The sequence below is a fragment of the Woronichinia naegeliana WA131 genome (assembly GCA_025370055.1).
GTDB lineage: Bacteria > Cyanobacteriota > Cyanobacteriia > Cyanobacteriales > Microcystaceae > Woronichinia > Woronichinia naegeliana.
This window is the reverse complement of the sequence record CP073041.1, coordinates 649454-669302: the sequence shown is the minus strand read 5'-3', so window position 1 is coordinate 669302 and position 19849 is coordinate 649454. Positions and strand designations below refer to the sequence as shown.

Here is a 19849-nt window from a genome sequence, read left to right as displayed (position 1 = left end):
ATTTTGGATCAAATTCGGATCAAAGGAGTGTATGGGTTATGCGTTTAAAAGGTGTGGGGTTAGGACTATTGCTACTGTTGTGTTGGACTAGTATTGGGCGTTCCGATAGTCCTGGTTTTAGAAGTTCTTTATCCATAACCCTAGAGCAACTCAATCGCCTCAAAAAGGAATTTAAGGTCACTCCTCCATCTACCTTCGCTGAACCGCTAGAAAACTTCAATTCCTCATCAAGCCTAACTGATCTGGATAAATCCCAACTAGTTCAGGAAGTTCTTAGCCAAAATCAGAGTCAGGTTCAATCTCCTCAGTCCAAACCCACCGTTATCCAATCCTTATATGTCAAACCAGAAGGGATATTTATCTATTTGACAGGGGATGATCCAGTTGTGGTTATGGATTCTCAAAAAGAGCCAGGAACTATCCACCTCAGTCTCCAGGCAACCCGACTTGACCCTTATTTTAAATTACCTCAAAACACTAAGCAGGCTGAATCGTTCGTGGAATCGGTTCAAGTTAACCAGATTGATAGTGAACCGAGCATTTCTAAAGGCACAACGGCGACGAGTGTAGAAATAATTATTAAGACGGATCACAAAAATTGGCAGGCCATTCCCCGTCAAAGCGGTTTGATTCTGTCCGCAATACAAGATCCCCCCACTGCCGAGATGCAGGCCTCGAATCCAGCCTCTACCATTGAGCAGGCCTTGCCCCAGTCATCTCCCGTCGTTAATGAAGCCACGCTACCTCCTCAGCCGCAACCAGGGATAGAGGCGGAAAGTCCTATGGCTGCTATGCCAGTCAATCCGACTCCAGCAGAAATTACCCAAACGTTTCCAGAATCGATTCCCTTACCTAGTCCAGACAATTCCGTTGAAAAGCCAATTGAACAGCCAGTCACCCCTGAACCTACCGTTGTGCCAACCTCTCCTACTGTTAATGAAGCAGTTCCCTTAGCCAGTCCAGAAAGCTCGTTGGATGGTTCAGTAACGCCAGAAAAAACCGCCGAAGATAATGTCCCCATCGAACCCGTTCCTGAAGCGATCGCTCCTGTCATTGAAACGCCTCTTGCTCGTCAACCTATTCGTTTACTTCATCTCAATACAGCTAACCAACTCAAAGCGGGGGAGTCCATTGCTAGTTATGGTGAAACTCAAACGATTCAAGGAGGATATGGAACAGGAAACCAAACCTATTTTACTTACAGTGATTGGGGGCTGACGGATGATTTACAGATTGGTTGGGCCTATATGCTCAACGATGACCCCACCTATTTACCGATTAATGGGGTTAATATTGACCAGCAGTACCAGTCAATGGGGCCCAATATTAAATATCGTTTTTATCAGGACGACAATTGGTCTTTGGGAATTTTAGGCGCGTTAGAACAGTTCCAGATTTATAGTGGGCCAGGTTTATATAACAATCAGGAATCTCCGACGGTGAGTAATACCCTGGCGGGAACCATTCAAGTTCCGATTAGTTATGATCTCAGTAAAGAATTCCAGGTTACTCTGACTCCTAGCGTTAATATTTTTTCTAATAACCTCAATGGAGTTCCTTTCTTTGGCACGATTTTTAATGTGGGTGCCGGGGCTAGTTGGCAGATTTTTGATAATCTTTCGGTTTTTGCCAACACTACAGTGCCATTGGGTTCTGGCAATAATGCTTTAAATACATCCCGTCAATTGTTCCGGAAAGTGCTCTGGTCAGTGGGAGGAACCCTTGCCTATAATAAGGAGATCGCCATTGAATTGCATTTAACTAACTCCTTTGGAGGAACTCCGACCACCGGTATTTTGACTTTACCGACGGCCAGTAACGAGGTGTTGTTAGGTGGCAGTTTTATTATGGTTCCCTCGGCTAAGGAAAAACGGACTGACATTGTTCTCAGCGATCGCAACCAAAAGTTGTCCTTTGATTGGTTTACCCTAACCACACCCTATATTTTACCGACGGATGATTATGGCTTACGCTTAGCGGGAGATTCGGGTGGCAGTATTGGTGGTGGTATTTTTTACAGTTTTCTTCAAGACTTTCAAGTCGAAGCGATCGTTTCTTCCATCGGTGGCTTTGATACCCAGTCTGTCCTTGGCGAAGCCCAGGGAACCAATACCCAATGGCGGGCCGGTGGCAAACTGGTGATCTTGAATCAGCTAGATGGGGATCCTTTTTCTATTAGTGGACGCTTAACCTTTGGTCGGGATTTTGGTAACAAACAAGGATACATGATGGTGGAATATCCCATGATGTATGAATTTAATGAGCAATGGGCAGCCCTATTTTCCCCGAAGGCGGCTATTAATGGCGGCAATACGCCGGTAGGTTTGGGATTTGGTATTAATTATCAAATCATACCTGAGCTTCAAATGATTGGGGAAGTAACTCCGATTATTACAGGGGAGCGGACTGTCTGGGCCGCAGGATTCAGAATTTTCCCCATCAAAAATATTGCGATCGATCTGCTCGGCACCAATTCCACTAGCCAATTTGATTTAGGAGAGTTAATTGCCGAACCAGGCACTCGTTTCTCCGCCAGCATACAGTGGTATAGATAATTTCCAGAAAAAAAGTTAATCGGAATTAGCGAAATGTGTGTCCCTTCTTTTTCATTTTTGGGTATTAGGATGGGCAAAGTTGCCACTCATCCATGATCTTTGTAACGTTATTTTGGTAAGTTTGAGGGTTCGTGATAGTAAAGCCCTCGGTGGCTAGATCAAGTAAGAATTGACTAGCTGCCTTCTTCGCACCAAGCGTTTTAACATTGGCTTGATATTTTTCTAAAGCTGCTTTGTAATCCTCTTTTTTGAGCAAAACCTCTGTCACTAAAAAATTTACACTATCTTGATAAGAGTCAAAAACCCGATAGCGATTACCAAAGCGACGGCTTTCATCAAAGACAAAACGATTATCTCCATAACTCTCGGAAATGATAATGGCAGTATTGGCTATCTCATTCGGTTGACCAATTAATTGATAAGTTTTAATATTCTCACAGGAACCGTCATGGCAATTTTTTTTGCGATTAATATACTTTAATTTAAAAAGATTATTCGCATAGTAAGCAATGCGCGTATGACCAAAATTGGTCTCGAAAGCCGCGATCGCTGTTATAGCACAGGCGGGAACCCCATATTGTTTTTCCAAAGGCAAGGCATATTGAGTAATCTCTTTGATAAAAGCCTGCTTTTCCGATGCCGTTGGCTCAGGAGTGCCAGGAAGATGAGCATTACTATTCAAACCCTTGTCCGGATCCTCGGCAGGAACAGGTGGAAAGGTCAACTTGGGTTTTTGAACAAGCACTAACTCTTTCGGAAGAGTCTCTGATTGTTGACGATCTGAAGCATCTGACAAAACTTGTCGTGCCAGAGAACTTTTGCCTCGTGCTACCACAGAAAAAAAAGAGATAACTAAAATAGCTAACTCTTTTAAAAACAAGCGTTTTCTCATTGACTGTAACTATCTCCTTTCCTGCAATTTATATTGAGGTTGATGTTATCAAGGCTAGAGAGAATTGCCATAAAATTATCTCTTTTGAGTGCCAAATTCGCCAAAGGATGATCCCTCATCTTCAGCATCAAAAGGACTCTAGCTAATTGGTTTTCTGATTTCCGCAAGGAATGTGCGGATATCTATAAATTCAGGGAGCTCTTGAAGCGCATTCAGGGTATCGGCATCGGCCTTGTCAATAATACTGTTAAAGGCATTGATTGCCAGGGCCAAACGGGTAGGGTCAACTTGATTCCCACCGGAAACCAGACCCCCCATCGCCAACATCAGATTAGAAACTGCATCCGAGTCAGCTCCCGCCAGCGTTAAATTAATGGCAGTTTGAACTGCATCCAGTTCTACCCCTCCTCCTAGGGAAATCGCTCCCACCACGGAGGCCGAGTTCACTCGCTCTAATGTACCGTTTACGCTAAGTTGAGTCGGTTTTTGGCCTTTCTTTTCATAGGTAATGGTATTGGTCACTTGCGACTCATCTTGAGCCTGAGCCTTAAGCCCCGACACCGCCACCAGCACAGTAACCAACCCTAGTGAAAACACAAGCTTAGAAAATTTCCACATTGCTCAACACTCCAGAATTCACTTTAAATATTCTATGTTTGTTTATTGGAGATTTAGGTTCGTTCTATTTGAGGGACTAATACGCACAGTGACATCTCCAATCTCAAGTACAACTATGCCATTTGCGGGGGCATCGGCCACCGCCGTAGTCATCAGAGACGCAGCTTCTCCTAGGGTAGCAGCCGTTACAGTACTAGTTGTATTGTTGTCCTGGGTAGTACTTATCGTGATCGTACCTGGAACATCACCACCAAGACTAGCCACAATGGTAGGGGTCGCACTGACCAAGGTAGCAAGTTGTTGTTGAGTTAAACTGCCAGTACTGAAAACAATAATGATGTTCGTTCCTGCCTCATTAACTGCTGTTGTAATTGTGGGCGGAATGATAATCGTTAGTGGACCACCATTCGTGCCAGGCACAATCGTGATCAAATCATTAAATGGCTGTATTCCCCCTGGGGGAGTAACCGTGACGGGCACAGAGATGGGGGTTTGGCTCCCTGCGGTTGGAGCATTCCCACTTGGGAAACCGGCTGGCCCTTGGCTCTGAGCCAAGGTGACAGGGGAAGAAATCAGGGACAAGAGCACCAAGGGACTCACTGTCCAAGCGAAAAGGTTAACTTTTATCATGAATAATACGCTCCAAAAAACTCAACTTTAAACGAGAAATTAATTTTGTCACCCTTGTATCTTAAAGGAAGAGTGGTAGACCGATTCCCCCTTGGTTATAAAAGCCGAGATTTAGTCTAGGTCGCCACTCATCAATCCTTCAAAAACTCGAAAAATCGAGAGGGTCTCGAACCCGTAGTGAACAAGGTCGAGTAATGAAGATAAAAACTCAAAGTAAAGGGGTAAAAGCATGGAAACTCAAGTAGCAAGCCAATGGGTTGGTATAGATGTCAGCAAAGCCAAGTTGGACATAGCTTTACGTCCAGCGAATAAGGTTTTGCAAGTAACCAATCAAGAGTCAGGCTGGCAGGAATTAAGCGAACAACTCAAAAAATACAAAATTGAGTTAATCATCATCGAATCAACAGGAGGAATGGAAAGAGGAGTGGCTCACAAGCTGCAAAAAGAGGAATTCAAGGTAGCAGTGATTAATCCCAAAAGAGCCAGAGATTTTGCCAAGGCATCAGGTCGTCTAGCGAAAACGGACAAAATAGATGCCGAGGTATTAGCCCATTTTGGAGAAGCCTTGCAACCAAGCCCAAAACCGTTAGCATCAGAATCTCAAGTAGCTTTATCCGATTTGGTCAATCGTCGTAGTCAGTTAGTGGAAATGCTAAACAGTGAACAAAAACGAGCGCACAGTGTTCGTAGTAGCACGGCGAAAGCTGACATTGAGACTAATATTCAATGGCTCAAACAAAGGATAAAAGGAATGGATGAGCAGATAGACCAACTGCGGCAAGACAACGAAGAGAGTAAAAAGCAGTATGAGCTATTAACCAGTGTACCTGGAGTGGGCAGAGTAACGGCCGTGACCTTGCTATCAATGTTGCCAGAATTAGGAGAGCTACCATTGAAGAAACTGTCGAGTCTAGTGGGAATTGCTCCCATGAACTGTGACAGTGGGCAAATGCGAGGAAAACGACGTATTATCGGTGGACGAGCAAGGGTGCGTGCCGTGCTGTATATGTCAGCCCTAGTGGCAATACAACACAATCCGGTAATTAAGGCGTTTTATCAAAAATTGCTCCAGGCAGGTAAGGCCAAAAAAGTAGCTTTAATTGCCTGCGCTCATAAGCTATTGGGATTTCTTCATGCTATAGTCAAGAGTCAAAAACCTTGGCGATGTCCTGAAAATATAGAGACAAAGGAGGAAAAACTGCAAGCGTGCTAATTCTCTGATATTGGTTGAAAGAGTTAACATAACTCATTCTCTGACGAGTTGTATGAGGATGAGTTGTTTGTTTTGACTAATTTGGGCTTGCTGAAAAAGTCAAAAAACGAAAGAAATGTGGGTTAGGGAAGTATGGACTGAAAAAGCATAGATAACTTATCCTTATGGAAACAAATCAAAATACAGATTTTGTTTAATCTATTGTTCCTTTCTGTCTAAAAAGGTCAACACAAATCACTCCTCACAAAAGAGAGGAAAATTAACACCATTTTTCACAAGAAAAACGACTCTACAACTTTTTACTTTTTGTCTTCTGAAGTAGAGTAGAAAGATTCATTACCAAAAAGTTCATCGCAATTACCGTTTCCGAGGTCTCAGGTAGTTTGGCCATCACTCGACCAAGACTAAATTTCCTCTTTCCCTGTCCGAATTTACCCTCAATGGCATTACGCACTCTTTCATCTGAGCGTGCCTCTTTCTTTTTTTCTTTGCTCACCTCTTTCGGCGGTCTTCCCAATCGGGGACCACTCATTCTTATATCCCTTTCTTTACAATAAGCTCGATTCGCTTTTGTTCGATAGATTTTATCCACATAAACCGATTCCGGATAACATCCTGTTTCCCTTTTATATTCTTCTATTCGCGCTTGTAAATCTCCCGATTCGTTGTAATTATCCCAACTTAATTTGTCTAAGAAGACAAAGCCATTCACATTACTTGCCGATATTTTAGCTCCAAACTCTACTGCTTTTCCCGCTTTTCCACGCACTATTGGACGCACGTGAGGTTGGCTTACACTCACAATTCTGTTTTCTACTTTATTTGTCTTTTTTTCATACATTTCTAACTGTTGCTCATACACTTTTCCTATCGTTACAAGCTCTTCTTGCTCTTTTTTCGTTAGTTTTTCTAACTTTGCTCCCTCTTCTATCATTTTTTCTATATGAGACAAGTTTCTTTTTATATATCCTAGTTGTTTTTTTGTTCCTTTTCTTCTTTCTTTTTTTGACACACGACGTTTTTTTGCTATGGCTAAGTACTCTTTTCTTGCCACTTCCCTATAAGTCCTCGGCTTTTCTTTCCTTTTCTCTTTTATTTCTTCATACAGCTTATCTATTATTTTTTCTGTTTTTTCTCTGGCATCATTCAATATTCCTATATCCGTTGGATATTTTATATCTGCTGGTGTACAAGTCGCATCTAACAATAACTTTCCTTCATTTTCTTTTTTTTCTGACGCTACACCCGTCGCTTTTTTTCTATTTCTTTATTAATTTTATTTATTAATTCCATTCCTATTTTTTTACGAAAATGAACCATCATTGACGCATTAAATGCTTCTTTGCTACTATAGCTTTCCATTCCTATAAAGTACTGTAAATAAGGGTTCTCTTTTATTTGTTCTACTGTTTCTCTGTCACTTTTTCCTGAAATTTCTTTGATAATTAATGCTCCTAATGCCATTCTAAATGATTTGGCTGGGGCTCCTTTTTTTTCTGTGAAGTTTTTTGCATATTCTTCCTCATATTCTTCCCAAAGAATCATTTTTGACATTTCTATCCAACGATTTTCTTCGTCTAACTGCCCGCCGAACAGATTTTTCAAGTTTTCTGGTGTTTCAATTGAGTACTGTTGCTTTCGGTACATCTGCTTTCTCTCTTCTTAATGCAATGGTTTTGAGGCATTCTACCCTATTTTCGTGCATTCTAGCGGTTCTTAATTCGCCTACTATTTTTCTCCGTAAAGGTTTCAGCTTTTTTCAGCAAGCCCTAATTTTATTTGATAGCGATCCTATCAAGGCCTTGACAAACAAGATAATCGCTAAGGGTGTGACCTTTAGTTGATGAAGGAAAAGAAAAGTGTTAACATGAGATGAAAAGTGACAAAGAGGAAACAATGATGACAGCAAAACTAATTAATGTAGAGGGTTCAAAGATAAAAATAGAACTAACATTAGAACTCAGTCGTTCAATGTTGGATACAGAAATAAATATTCAAAAAGGCTTAAACGAAGTAGGTTGCATCGCCAGCAAAGAAGCCTTGAAATATTTAGATACAGATGGTTCACCCTTAAAAATCGGTGAAGAAATCTGGAAGAGTAAGGGAGAGCAACCGAAAGAATATCAAACACCTTATGGTGAGGTTATAGTGAATCGTCATGTATATCAGCGTTCACCTTTGAGGAAAAACGTATTGCCCCTTAGAAAGAGAAGCAAGGATAATCATAACATCAACGCCATTATTGGCAAAACAGGTATCCTCAAAAATGTCAGGGATGGCAGGCAAAGAGGTGAAAAATGATTTATTAGAAAATCATGGTAGAAAAGTAGCGCTATCCTATATCCAAAGATTGAGTGAAGCAGTAGGAAGTGTGGTACAGGCAAAAGAAGAAGCGTGGAGTTATGCCCCGCCCAAGGAGGATAGCCAAATTGCAACAGTGGGAATAGGATTAGATGGAACCTGTATGCTGATGTGTGAGGATGGCTACCGTGAAGCAATGGTGGGAACCGTTTCCCTATACGATAGTGAGGGAGAACGTCAACAGACAATCTATCTAGGTGCGGCACCAGAGTACGGAAAAAAGAGTTTTCTAGAAAGATTGGAAAGAGAAATTGAGCGAGCGAAAAACCGTTATCCAGAGGCAAAATTTGTCGGTATAGCAGATGGTGCAGAATCAAATTGGAAGTTTTTAGAAAAGCAGACGGAAGAACAGATATTAGATTTCTATCATGCCTCTGGTTACTTAGGAGCGTTGGCAGAAGCGTTGCATCCGAATACCGTGTCAAAACAAAAAGAATGGTTGACTGAAAATTGTCGAGAACTCAAGCATGAAAAAGGAAAAGCAGGAGAACTGCTAAATCTGATGAAAGAAGTCAAAGAAGAAAAAAGTCATTCTAAGAATCTTACCGAGAAACTACAAGCGGCGATTACTTATTACGAGAATCATCAGCATCAAATGGATTATGCTGAATACTTAGAGAAAAAGTATCCGATTGGTTCAGGTGTTACGGAAGCAGCTTGTAAGACGTTGGTCAAACAACGATTATGTTGTTCAGGAATGCGATGGAAGGAAAAAGGAGCAGGAATTATTTTGAGCCTACGAGCTTTGGTATTGACCAAGGAACGATGGAGTCAATTTTGGGCAAAACTTGATCAATATGGGTTCCCTGTAGAACCCTGATTACAACAGCTTTTATCAACTAAAGGTCGCACCCATCGCTAATAACTTGTCGGTAGGAAATTGAAACCGTAGTTGACGCTCAAAACAAACACCGTTCCGCCTGGACTGTTATCCGTTAAATCGGCTCCGGTGGCTACAATCGTGAGGGGAATGGTTGGCACGGGGACAAAGGATAGACCTAAGTTCAAACCCACACCACTCCATTGTAGGCCCACACCCAATTGAGGCGCGACCTGTAAGCCGATACCCCCAAAGACTCCAGTACTAGCTGGATCTTGGCGATAGTAACCTCCCCCTACACCGAGGGAAAGTAAGAGGGGTAATTTATTGACCGGATCGTCTGGTTGCAATAGGGAATAACTGGTGACAGTTCCCCAAACACTTGAGGGAATCACACCTTCTATGCTATTTCCCGAACTATATTGAGCAAAGGCACTCCAGCCAGCCGCGATCGCCACCTGAGTAATTTTATCCATATAAACAACACGAGAGCCTGACAAATCAAAAGTCCCCGTCTGTCCAAAATTATTAATACTACCCATGTTATAGGTCAAGCTTAATCCAATCAGCTTTTCACTATCCCCAAAACCAAAGCCAGTACTAATACTGCCATCTACATTATCCCTAACTTTACCTGCCGTTGCACCGGAAAGTTCAATGAAGAAATCGCCCCAACTCGGGCCAAACGCACTGGGAATACCAAAGGTTAAGGCCGGTGAATAGACTCTTTGTCCAGCAGCAGCAACAATCATTGGATCCACCTTTAACTGTTGCTTCAGTTCTGCCAAACTCTTCGGCTCCTCTGTTTCGCCTTGGCCATTCATCGGAGCAGAAGTATCAGGGCTGTTGTTGTTAACAGACTCAGAGATGGCTTGGGACAACACCTTATCAGAATCAGCAATTTGCTTTTCGTCAAGGGTTGGCAGTTGAGTTGCCGTGTCTTCAGCTGTTACGGTCAAATTGTCTTGGGACGAAAAACTAGATAGTCCAGATTCTTCCCTTGTGGGAACATCATCCGTTAACTCACTTAAGATGAGCGATGATGATAAGTCAGGATTATTCTCTGTGGTATCTTTTGTCTGTGCTAATTTACTAATCGTCTTTGCAATTTGAAAATCTTGCTTTTTACCAGCAGTTTCAAAACCATCGGAGTGAATTAATGCGTTTTCGAGCTGAATTGTCTCCAAAGGACTATTCTTCACTTCCGCTTGGAGTTTTTCCAACTTGGCTAAAAAAAGTTCTTCAGGAGAAATCATGGCGGCATTGGCCATCTCAAGAAAAGCATCTCCTTCTCTGACCGTCTCAGTTTTAATATCTAGGGAAATAGGTAGATAGGCAATCCCTTTAGATTGAATTTCAATCCTTTCTAGGTGAGATTGAACAGTCTGGCTGACAGGTGGTTTTTCGGCTGCAAAGGGACTTGTATTAGGAATAATGGGATCATTTCCCAGAAGGCTGGCCGTTAGTTGACTAGCCGTTTGGGCTGATACTGACGAACCCAAACAGAGAAACGTAAGCAAAGGGAGAATGAATCTGTGGTGATGAATTAACATTGCGTTAAGCACTCCTCATCTAAAAAAAAGTCAATGAAACAATAAATAGGGCTTGCTGAAAAAGTCCACAAAACGAACCTAGATGCCACAGGAGGCGAAAAATGGTGACTTCAGAGAGTGACTTCAGAGAGTAGTTTCCAATTTCAACCCCCAGTTTTCCAACGACGTGCATGGGCTTTGAGCCTCCAAAGGCCATAACCTTGCACCTGATCGTTTTTAAAATGCTTGAAAGCATTATCTGGCAAGGGTTCTATACTTATTCAGCAAGCCCTAAATACATATACTATTATGTGAGCAAGAATTTTGTTTTACCATGGTAATCCTACTCAAATTTAAGGTGTTAAGGACCAGCTGAATAGAGCTTCTATTCTAGAAAAACGACCACACTTCTGATAAATCTCAAAGTTAGGAGGACAAACATAGTGACCACATAAGAAAGCAGATGAATAAACAACTAATTGTAGATGAATAAACAATTACTTATGAAGTCCGAGGGTAACGATACCATAGTTCACGCAGAATAGCCATCCGTATATATACTGAATAAATAGTGACAGTGATTCAGGTGTTTTGATCTCTTGGATCTTTGCAGTAAAAAAAGTGTAGGGATCTAACTGACAGAGGCGAAGACTGGCCTGGGATAAAGACGCAAAGCATCCATGATTTTCACAACAGGAGTGCAATCCTTTGAACAGTTTAAGACAACCAGAATGGAATTAAACACAATTACATATTTCTATCGTCAGTCGTAACATCGACAAAGATGAACTACTCATATTTTCTTTTGGCACTCCTGTTCTATCTAGACTAAGTCGTAAGTTGTCTCCCCCAAAATAGACAGGAAAAAGCAACAGAGTTAATTCCCCCTAGCGCACTATCCGGTACTTTCCCGATTAAAATTCCACACAGGCGATCGCATTTTATGGGGATGAGATGGGAAGTGGCGATCGCAGTTTATATTTAGGATTAAGAAAGCGATCACTTTTTGATAAATTAATTCTTACTGTAAATTTTTCATTGATTATGTCTGGTGTTATCGCGAAAGTCTTATCATATCTTTTCACAAGAAAAGCTATCAACGAAGTATTTACAAATAGAAAAAATTATCTATACCGAACCCACAGAAAAACAAAACGGTCGAGTTTATATCAACAAAACCCAATATATTGATAACGTTCCCTCCGAAATTTATAACTTTTATATTGGTGGTTATCAAGTTTGTCATAAATGGCTAAAAGACCGTAAAGATCGAGAATTTACCGACGATGATTTTGAGCATTATTCCCAAATTGTCGCCATCATCAAGCGCACAATCGCACTAACAACAACAATTGATCAAGTTCTTGAAAACTATGGCGGTTTTGCCTTTATATTACAAACAGAAATTGAGGATAAGTAGCTATGCAGATCGGTATTCCCAAGGAAATCAAGGATCAAGAGTATCGAGTGGGCTTAACCCCCAGTGCAGTCCGGTCTCTCACTGAGCAGGGACATTCTGTCCTTGTAGAAACTCAGGCGGGTCTTGGCTCTAGTTTCAGCGATCGCCTCTATGAAGCGGCGGGGGCAACCATTGTGGAAACAGCCCTAGCAGCCTGGCAACAGGACTTAGTGGTGAAGGTCAAAGAACCTCTGCCCTCAGAATATGGCTTTTTGGGTAAGCCTAAACTGTTATTTACCTATCTTCATTTGGCCGCTGATCGGGTTTTAACAGAAGCTCTACTCCAATCAGGCATTACCGCGATCGCCTATGAAACTGTGGAACTAGCGGATCGACGTTTACCCCTGCTCAGTCCCATGAGCATCATTGCCGGACGTTTGGCGGTTCAATTGGGGGCCCGCTATCTCGAAAAACAACAGGGAGGACGAGGGGTATTACTGGGAGGCGTTCCAGGCGTTGCACCTGGAAAAGTGGTGATTTTAGGGGGAGGCGTAGTCGGGACAGAAGCGGCTAAAATTGCGGTCGGTCTGGGGGCCCAAGTGACCATTCTGGATGTTAACGTTGACCGTCTCAGTTATTTGGAAACCCTCTTTGGTTCCCGCGTGCAATTGCTCTACAGTAATGCTTCTCAAATTGAGGCGATCGTTCCCCAGGCTGATTTGTTAATTGGAGCCGTTTTAATCCCAGGCAAACGCGCCCCGATTTTAGTTTCTCGTTCCCTGGTGGCTCAAATGCAGGCCGGTTCGGTGATTATTGATGTGGCCGTTGATCAGGGGGGCTGTATTGAAACCCTCAGAACCACATCCCACAGTCAGCCCAGTTATGTGGAAGAAGGCGTTGTTCATGTCGGTATTCCCAATATGCCTGGTGCAACTCCCTGGACAGCGACCCAAGCCTTAAACAATAGTACTTTGCCCTACGTTCTCCAGTTAGCCAATCAGGGTTTAGAGGCTCTTCACCAGGATGCTGCTTTAGCCAAGGGTTTGAATGTTCAGCATCATCGTTTGGTGCATCCGGCGGTACAGTCGGTTTTCCCTGATTTGGTGGCCTAATTTTCCTTCGTAATAATGACAGCTTTTCTCGGTATAGATTTTGGAACATCGGGAGCCAGGGCGATCGCCGTTGATCATCAGGGCCAAATTTTGGCGGAAAGTTCACGGCTATTTACGCCCCCGGATAGTCTGGATTGGTGTGGCTGTTGGCAAAACACTTTAACGGATTTATTGGCCGATCTGCCCCTGCAAATTAGAGCTAAACTACAAGCCATTGCTGTTAATGGTACATCAGGAACGGTAATCCTTGGCGATCGCCAGGGTCAACCTCTAGACCATCCCCTACTCTATAACGAGGAGCGCGGTTTTGCCGTTCAATCTTCCCTCGAAAAGCTAGTACCGCCTAATCATTTGGCCCGCAGTTCTAGTTCTAGTTTGGCCAAATTACTCTGGTGGTCTGAACAGGCTATTTTTGCGGAAGCGCATTATTTTTTGCATCAGGCCGATTGGCTTGGTTTTTTACTGCATGGAAAATTGGGTTTTAGTGACTATCACAATGCCCTAAAACTGGGCTACGACGTACAAAAACTGAGTTATCCCAATTGGTTAAAAAATACCTCTTTTCGGGAAATATTGCCTCAGGTTCTCACCCCAGGAACAGCGATCGCGCCCCTTAAACCTGATCTAGCTCAACGGTTGCAAATTAATCCCGATTGCCTGATTTGTGCGGGAACCACCGACAGCATTGCTGCCTTTTTTGCTAGTGGAGCAAATCAACCCGGAGAAGCGGTCACATCCTTGGGATCAACCCTGGTTTTAAAATTACTGAGCCGAACCTACGTTGAGGATTTAAGTTCGGGAGTTTATAGCCATCGTTGGGGCGATTTGTGGTTAACGGGAGGAGCGTCTAATGCAGGGGGAACGGTGCTCAAACAGTTTTTTAGTGATCAGGAATTGATCGATTTAAGTTCTCAAATTGATCCTCAGATAATCAGCCCCTATGATTATTATCCTCTCCCTAAAATCGGCGATCGCTTTCCCATTAATGATCCCCAAATGTCACCACGATTAGAACCCCGTCCGGCCCAAAAAGTCGATTTTTTACAGGCAATCCTGGAGGGATTAGCCAAAATTGAAGCAATGGGTTATCAAAAACTACAGGCCTTAGGAGCCACTCCTTTAACCCGCATTTATACGGCTGGCGGTGGAGCTAAAAACGCAACCTGGCGAGCAATTCGTTCCCGATATTGTCAGGTTCCCATTTTGCTTTCTCCCCAAACCGAAGCTGCCTATGGAACAGCCTGTTTAGCCTCCCAATCCTTCCATTCTCGAACTTAAACCCAGAGTTTGCGTCCCCAAAATTGTCCTTAAAATCTTGAGCTTGTCACTAATTTTTAACTAGATGATCTGCCACAAAAGCAATAACCTCTGGTAGCCCTTGCTGGGTTTTGAGATTGGTAAAAATAAAGGGTTTTTCACCGCGCATTTTCTTGGCATCTCTGTCCATTACGGTTAAATCGGCTCCAACGAAGGGAGCTAAATCAATTTTATTAATCACTAATAAATCAGATTTGGTAATCCCTGGCCCACCTTTGCGAGGAATTTTATCCCCAGCAGCCACATCGATAACGTAAAGGGTTAAATCTACTAATTCAGGACTAAAGGTTGCAGCTAAATTGTCTCCACCACTTTCCAAAAAGACTAAATCCAGGGAAGTAAATTGACTTTCTAATTGTTCGATCGCCGCCAAATTCATAGAAGCATCTTCTCGTATAGCGGTATGGGGACAACCGCCTGTTTCAACGCCTAAAATGCGATCGGGGGTTAGGGCTTGGGAACGAACCAAAAACTGAGCATCTTCCTGGGTATAAATATCATTGGTGACAACGGCAATCGAGGCGCGATCGCGAAGAGCCTTACAAAGATGATCTAAAAGAGCCGTTTTTCCTGAACCAACGGGGCCAGCGATACCAACACGCAGAGGAGTAATCATTTGTTAAACGTTCTAGAATAAAGGGGTGATGTTGCAAACCTGTGGATCGACTTTCTGAATCCTAGTCAGTTTGCCCATTAGAGAGCGATCTAGCCACAGATCCAGAACATTACCTTAAATCATGATCGCCGCCAAAATCAAAGCTGTTTTGAGAGGTTACAGCCTGGGTTAGCATCAAAGTTAGATTCAATGCTACAATTAATCATGTGGACGTTCCTAATGGTTTCTGTTGAAACAAGATGGACTTTGTTCATTTGTTTGAAATTTTTCACTTCTTTTTACGCGGCTAGTGATTGTAACACTGACCGCTTCTTTATTTTAAAAGAGATCGCCTACTCTCTACATAGGGCTTGCTGAATAGGCATATAGCTCTTGAGCAATGTTGTGAGCCTTGAACCTGTGGATCGATTTTCTGAATCCTAGTCAGTTTGACCATTAGAGAGCGATCTAGCCACAGATTCAGAACATTACCTAAAACACCATCAAACGGAAAAACAGACCCACAAATCCGATCATTAAACCAAGATGGGGTAAATTGCTTAATAAAGGACGTTGGCTAATTTTAACTAAGATAAAAATACTCAACGGCACAATGGCTAATAGGGACGCACCCTGGACAAAATGGGCAACTTCCATGCCCCAAGTTAAGCTCGGTAAAGAAAGGCCTTGGAAACCAATATTCTGAGCAAAAATTGGTAAAATTTTTCCTGATTCAGTAATTAAAGATGGTAGATAATAGGCCAGATTTGCCGCTAGAGTCATGGGTAAATAGACATAGGCCATTGTGACATAATCAGGCAGTTGAGGATCAAGTAACTGACTAATTTTATGCGTTACATAAATAGTGATCGCCGGTAAACTTAAAAGAGCGATCGCCGTTGGAACCGCCACCAGAAAATGCTCAAAGTCAACAGGTAAATAACCGAATCCAAACCAACTGAGAAACGCTTGGGAATTATGCAAAAAGACACCTCCCAATAGCAATAGTAGTAGGGCAACTTCTGCTGCAAAACCACGATGATTTTCCCATAAATCAGCGGCTGGGAAACGTAAATTTAGCTGTACAGAACGATTCGGGCAAGACTTAATGCAGCCCATACATAACACACAGTCGCGGTTATTAGATAACTGAGCAGGCAGAGAATAAATAGGGCATCCCTTACTGGCCTGGCCTTCCTGGGGTAGAGCCTCAGCAAAGGTAACATTACTCGCACCAGTCGGTTTTTGACAAGCTTTAGCCGTACACAATTGCCCACAGAATTGTTCGGTGGCACGCAACTCAATCATTGAAAGTTTGGCAAACATTCCATTCATGCCACCAATGGGACATAAATAACGACACCATAACCGTCTTTCATAAATCAGACTAAAGAGAACTGCCCCTGCGGTAATAATTAACAATAACCAGGTGGAAAGATAGGCTGAATGAGGTAAATCCCAGAGTTTTTCCCAAAGATAAATCACTAAAAATCCACCCCAAACACACCAGGCTCCCCATTGATTTAGCCATTTATTGGGCCAAGCCCGCAATTGACGCGGATAAATCCAAAGGGAAATTTTCTGAATCCATTCCCCCGTGATCATAAAGGGACAAACTGCACACCAAAGTCGGCCAACGATGGGAAACAGTAATAAATAGAAGGGCCACCACCATGCCCAAAAAATGTTAAGGGTTAAGCTTTGACCGCGTGGATGAGACCCCATCAAACCAGAGATTATCAAAGGAATAAAAAGTGCCATGTGGAGCCACCAAAAAGGTTTTAACCACCATTTACTGAGCAAGAATTGGCGTAGTCCAGGAACATATTCCAAAAGATCAAGACGAAAGGTATTTTTCTTAGCTTGCACTGACCAAAGAGCTTGTTCAGAAATCACCGTTTCTGCGAGGGGAGTCATCAAGACAGCACGAGTCAAAATTATTTCTAATTCGGCCAAGTTATGGGGATAGTCATAACTCACTAAACGCCGTAGCACGACTTGACTCAGTTGTAGAATAGGACGATTTTGTTTTTGACAGATTTTTTTGAGAAAATAGTTAGCAAATAGGGGAATATCTTCCCGACGCTGGGAGAGAGCAAAGAGCCTGATGCGATGAATGTCTGCTCCTTGACTATCAATGGCGGTGGGGCTGGCCAAAATGAGACGAACTTGATTGGCACTACTTTCTCTTTTTTTGAGCAACGTTAAAAGGCGATCGCGTTCTTTGTGACTTAAGAGGTGAACATTATCAATCAATAACGTTCCTTGCTTTAACTCTTCAATCACACCCCTGGTATGCAGATCACCAAAGAGTCCATTAAGGGTAATTTGACCTGTCTCATCTTTGGGTAATTGGGCGCAGTCTATCTCCACAAAAACTGTATCTTTTAACCAAGATTGGCAATGAATAAAACTGGCGATAAAGGTTTTGCCACTGCCTGGAGAAGCTTGGAAAATGATCGCTTTCTGATCGGTGGTTGCTTCTAAGACTTGTCGAGTTAAACTTTTAGCCGCTCGACTACAGCATTCAGGGATTTCTCTCGATTCCAGATGAGTAACGGGGGGAATAGTCCAGGTTAAAGGAACTTTTTGTTGAAGCATGGATAATTTTGAAACTTCTGTTTCCATAGCACTCTCCCTAATGTTTAGTGGGTGATTATCCGTTGTGAGTTGCACTGCAAGTTTTTCGCTAGGTCAACAGAGATAAAAGAGCTTAGTTCACAGGCATGCGTACTAAGTAGTCAAGATTCAGCCCTGCAAGATAACCCGCATTGTCATTTCTTAGTTTATACGCCCGATCTATATTATAGTCATTATAGTCATGAAAAATTGATCTGTTTTAAAATTTAGCATTAAATTTATAGCAATTTTCATAGAATGACGTACGGCGGGCAAGGGGCTTAAGCTCGTGGTTAGCAAAATTTGTAGATACCTCACCAAAGTAAAAAACACTATATTAGTTTTACTTATGATTTTAGTGGAGTCCAAGCATGGGTAAGGTTTCTGCGTTTTACAGCAAATTGCTATCAAACGTGTATATGTACAAAATGTGAAAACCTTGCCTAGACTTGATTTGGTGACCAACCCTTGTGGCGGGTTTGATCGAAAGTCGCTGTAATTTCCAAAACTCTGTAATTACACCCTACAAAATGAAAAATGTTATTAAACTGCAAAGTAGAAGAGCGATTATTGGGCGCAGAAAAATATAACTTTTACAGGATTGAGAGTCTATGAAATAATAGTAATCAAAAAAAGTAAAGAAATCGGGAAGAAATGATTTTTAAGCCTCATACTTCTTGATAAAAGTTACATTGTGATCGCGCTTTAAGCCTAGCAACGATTCTTTTTTGAGCCAGTAGCAAGGTGTTAGAATCACGATGCCGCCATTGTTAAACCCTAAGCTGTTGATCATCTAAACTGCATATAGGCAAGGGGCTTAAGCCCCTTGTTACAAAGCTTTCAGAAAAGTCATTATGCAATCTAAATGTGCGACAGCTTATCTATTTTCAAAACTGGAGTTTTTCCACCTGTAAATAATTCGTTGATAAATTATCCGGCAAAATGGTACAACAGGACTCTCGCCATCGCATCAGACGTAATCAACAAAAATTTTACAGCAAGCTTTTTTCTATTTTACCTCAGATATCTCGTACTACTCTAGTTGGGATGCACCCATGCAATTTAAGCCAATTCAGGAATAACTTGTACCTTAATATCCTGATAAAATTCTTCCTGGGATAATTCTACTTTGGATTGAGAGCAAAGTAACAGTAAGGCCCAAAACACTCCGACCTTATCCTGTTTAGAAATGGGTTGTTGAATGGCTTGATGTTGATGCCACCAATGCAGCAGAGTCTCTAGTTCAATGCCTTCTCCCTCGGTTTCAAATTCGGGTAAACGTCCCCGTAAAAATTGATCTAATTGGGCGGCTAACTCAGTTAAATTTTCCTGGTGAGCTAACTCAGTAATAATTTGTAGAGCTTCTTTGCGAGATTGGGGACGCGGACGCTTGGCCGGTTTGGGGCGATCTCCTTTGTCAATTTCCTGAGCAATTTGTTGGATTTGGTCAATTAATTCCTGTAATGTGACCCGTCGTCGTCGTAAAGGAGGAGCAGCAGTTCTGCGCCGTAGATGTTGCTCTAGGTGGAGGGGTAGAGTTCGCAGTCCATTTTCGTCCGTTAAAAGTTCTTCTAGGGGTAGCTCTGATTCAGGTTCGGGTTCCTGACCCCAAAATTCCAAGGTATCAGCCTTATAACGCACTAATAAAGAAGCCCAAAGAAAAGCTTGACCCGATCGCGGTAAATTGCGTTGTTGATAGGCCAGATCAAAACTATTTAAAATCCCTAATTCTTGCAAAAAACGATCAATCACCTCGATTACCGATACATCCCAGGGATTGATATCCCCCCGCTCGGCAAGGTCAATTAAGGTGGCGATCGCTTCACTAGCAGCTAATGTCGTCATAATATAACTATACGTCTGATGTGAGTTAAAATAACCTAGTAGTCAGCAAGGTTTTTAGCCCCCCCTTTAATCTCATAGGTTTGAACTATCTTGTGTCTAAAGTCGAGGGAATAGGCTCTCATTTTCAAGAATTATTAATTTCATTTATTTTATATCTCATTTTAATGAAAAATGCTATATTTATGTTATTATACTTGTTAAACTGCTATAACTTTAAAGTCGTTATCTTCCACAGCAATTCTCAGTTTTAGACACAGCAAGCCTTTTAGGGATTTAAAGAACATTTAAAAGGGGTTTTTGGGGCAATCCTAGGCGTACTATTGTACCTAAAAGCTTGAAGA

12 protein-coding genes and 2 pseudogenes are annotated in these 19849 nt (G+C 42.2%); 6 read left to right on the top strand and 8 right to left on the bottom strand.

Features of this window, described 5'->3' with window-relative positions; genetic code table 11:
* The first annotated feature begins 38 nt into the window (after positions 1-38).
* Entirely contained in the window at positions 39-2555 is a 2517-nt protein-coding gene (locus tag KA717_03490) for a hypothetical protein (GenBank protein UXE61983.1), read from the top strand.
* A gap of 64 nt (positions 2556-2619) precedes the next feature.
* Here the strand turns inward: KA717_03490 and KA717_03485 are convergent, their stop codons facing one another.
* From KA717_03485 to KA717_03475, 3 genes are all read right to left on the bottom strand, one after another.
* Positions 2620-3447: a glucosaminidase domain-containing protein gene (locus KA717_03485; GenBank protein ID UXE61982.1), complete on the bottom strand. Its 828-nt coding sequence runs from the start codon at positions 3445-3447 to the stop codon at positions 2620-2622.
* Between the two features lie 138 nt (positions 3448-3585).
* Positions 3586-4065, bottom strand: coding sequence for a hypothetical protein (locus tag KA717_03480; protein ID UXE61981.1), 480 nt, complete (start codon positions 4063-4065; stop codon positions 3586-3588).
* A gap of 42 nt (positions 4066-4107) precedes the next feature.
* Entirely contained in the window at positions 4108-4545 is a 438-nt protein-coding gene (locus KA717_03475) for a hypothetical protein (protein ID UXE61980.1), read from the bottom strand.
* Between the two features lie 379 nt (positions 4546-4924).
* On the opposite strand from KA717_03475, the gene KA717_03470 reads away from it, so the two are divergent.
* Entirely contained in the window at positions 4925-5908 is a 984-nt protein-coding gene (locus KA717_03470; protein ID UXE61979.1) for an IS110 family transposase, read from the top strand.
* 310 nt (positions 5909-6218) lie between these two features.
* Here KA717_03470 and KA717_03465 read toward each other — a convergent pair.
* A pseudogene (locus KA717_03465) lies at positions 6219-7555 on the bottom strand (IS5 family transposase).
* 252 nt (positions 7556-7807) lie between these two features.
* Here KA717_03465 and KA717_03460 point away from each other — a divergent pair.
* Positions 7808-9089: pseudogene (locus KA717_03460) on the top strand (ISKra4 family transposase).
* Positions 9090-9127: 38 nt separating this feature from the next.
* On the opposite strand, the gene KA717_03455 reads toward KA717_03460, so the two are convergent.
* A complete protein-coding gene (locus KA717_03455; GenBank protein UXE61978.1) occupies positions 9128-10642 on the bottom strand; it encodes a hypothetical protein in 1515 nt (504 codons plus the stop codon).
* A 1030-nt stretch (positions 10643-11672) separates the two neighbouring features.
* Here KA717_03455 and KA717_03450 point away from each other — a divergent pair.
* From KA717_03450 to KA717_03440, 3 genes are read left to right on the top strand one after another with little or no spacing between them, the layout of a single operon-like run.
* Positions 11673-12041, top strand: a complete 369-nt coding sequence (locus KA717_03450; GenBank protein UXE61977.1) for a hypothetical protein — start codon at positions 11673-11675, stop codon at positions 12039-12041.
* A gap of 2 nt (positions 12042-12043) precedes the next feature.
* Positions 12044-13132: an alanine dehydrogenase gene (gene ald / locus KA717_03445; protein ID UXE61976.1), complete on the top strand. Its 1089-nt coding sequence runs from the start codon at positions 12044-12046 to the stop codon at positions 13130-13132.
* 15 nt (positions 13133-13147) lie between these two features.
* Positions 13148-14410, top strand: a complete 1263-nt coding sequence (locus KA717_03440) for an FGGY-family carbohydrate kinase (protein ID UXE61975.1) — start codon at positions 13148-13150, stop codon at positions 14408-14410.
* A 49-nt stretch (positions 14411-14459) separates the two neighbouring features.
* On the opposite strand, the gene ureG is transcribed toward KA717_03440, so the two are convergent.
* The 3 genes from ureG to KA717_03425 form a co-directional block, all read right to left on the bottom strand.
* Positions 14460-15065, bottom strand: coding sequence for an urease accessory protein UreG (gene ureG / locus KA717_03435; protein ID UXE61974.1), 606 nt, complete (start codon positions 15063-15065; stop codon positions 14460-14462).
* Positions 15066-15536: 471 nt separating this feature from the next.
* Positions 15537-17645 carry a sigma 54-interacting transcriptional regulator gene (locus KA717_03430; protein ID UXE61973.1) on the bottom strand — a complete coding sequence of 703 codons (2109 nt, stop codon included), beginning with the start codon at positions 17643-17645 and terminating at the stop codon, positions 15537-15539.
* 1080 nt (positions 17646-18725) lie between these two features.
* Positions 18726-19508 (bottom strand): segregation/condensation protein A, encoded by a 783-nt coding sequence (locus KA717_03425; GenBank protein UXE61972.1) that lies wholly within the window; start codon positions 19506-19508, stop codon positions 18726-18728.
* Positions 19509-19849 lie beyond the last annotated feature (341 nt).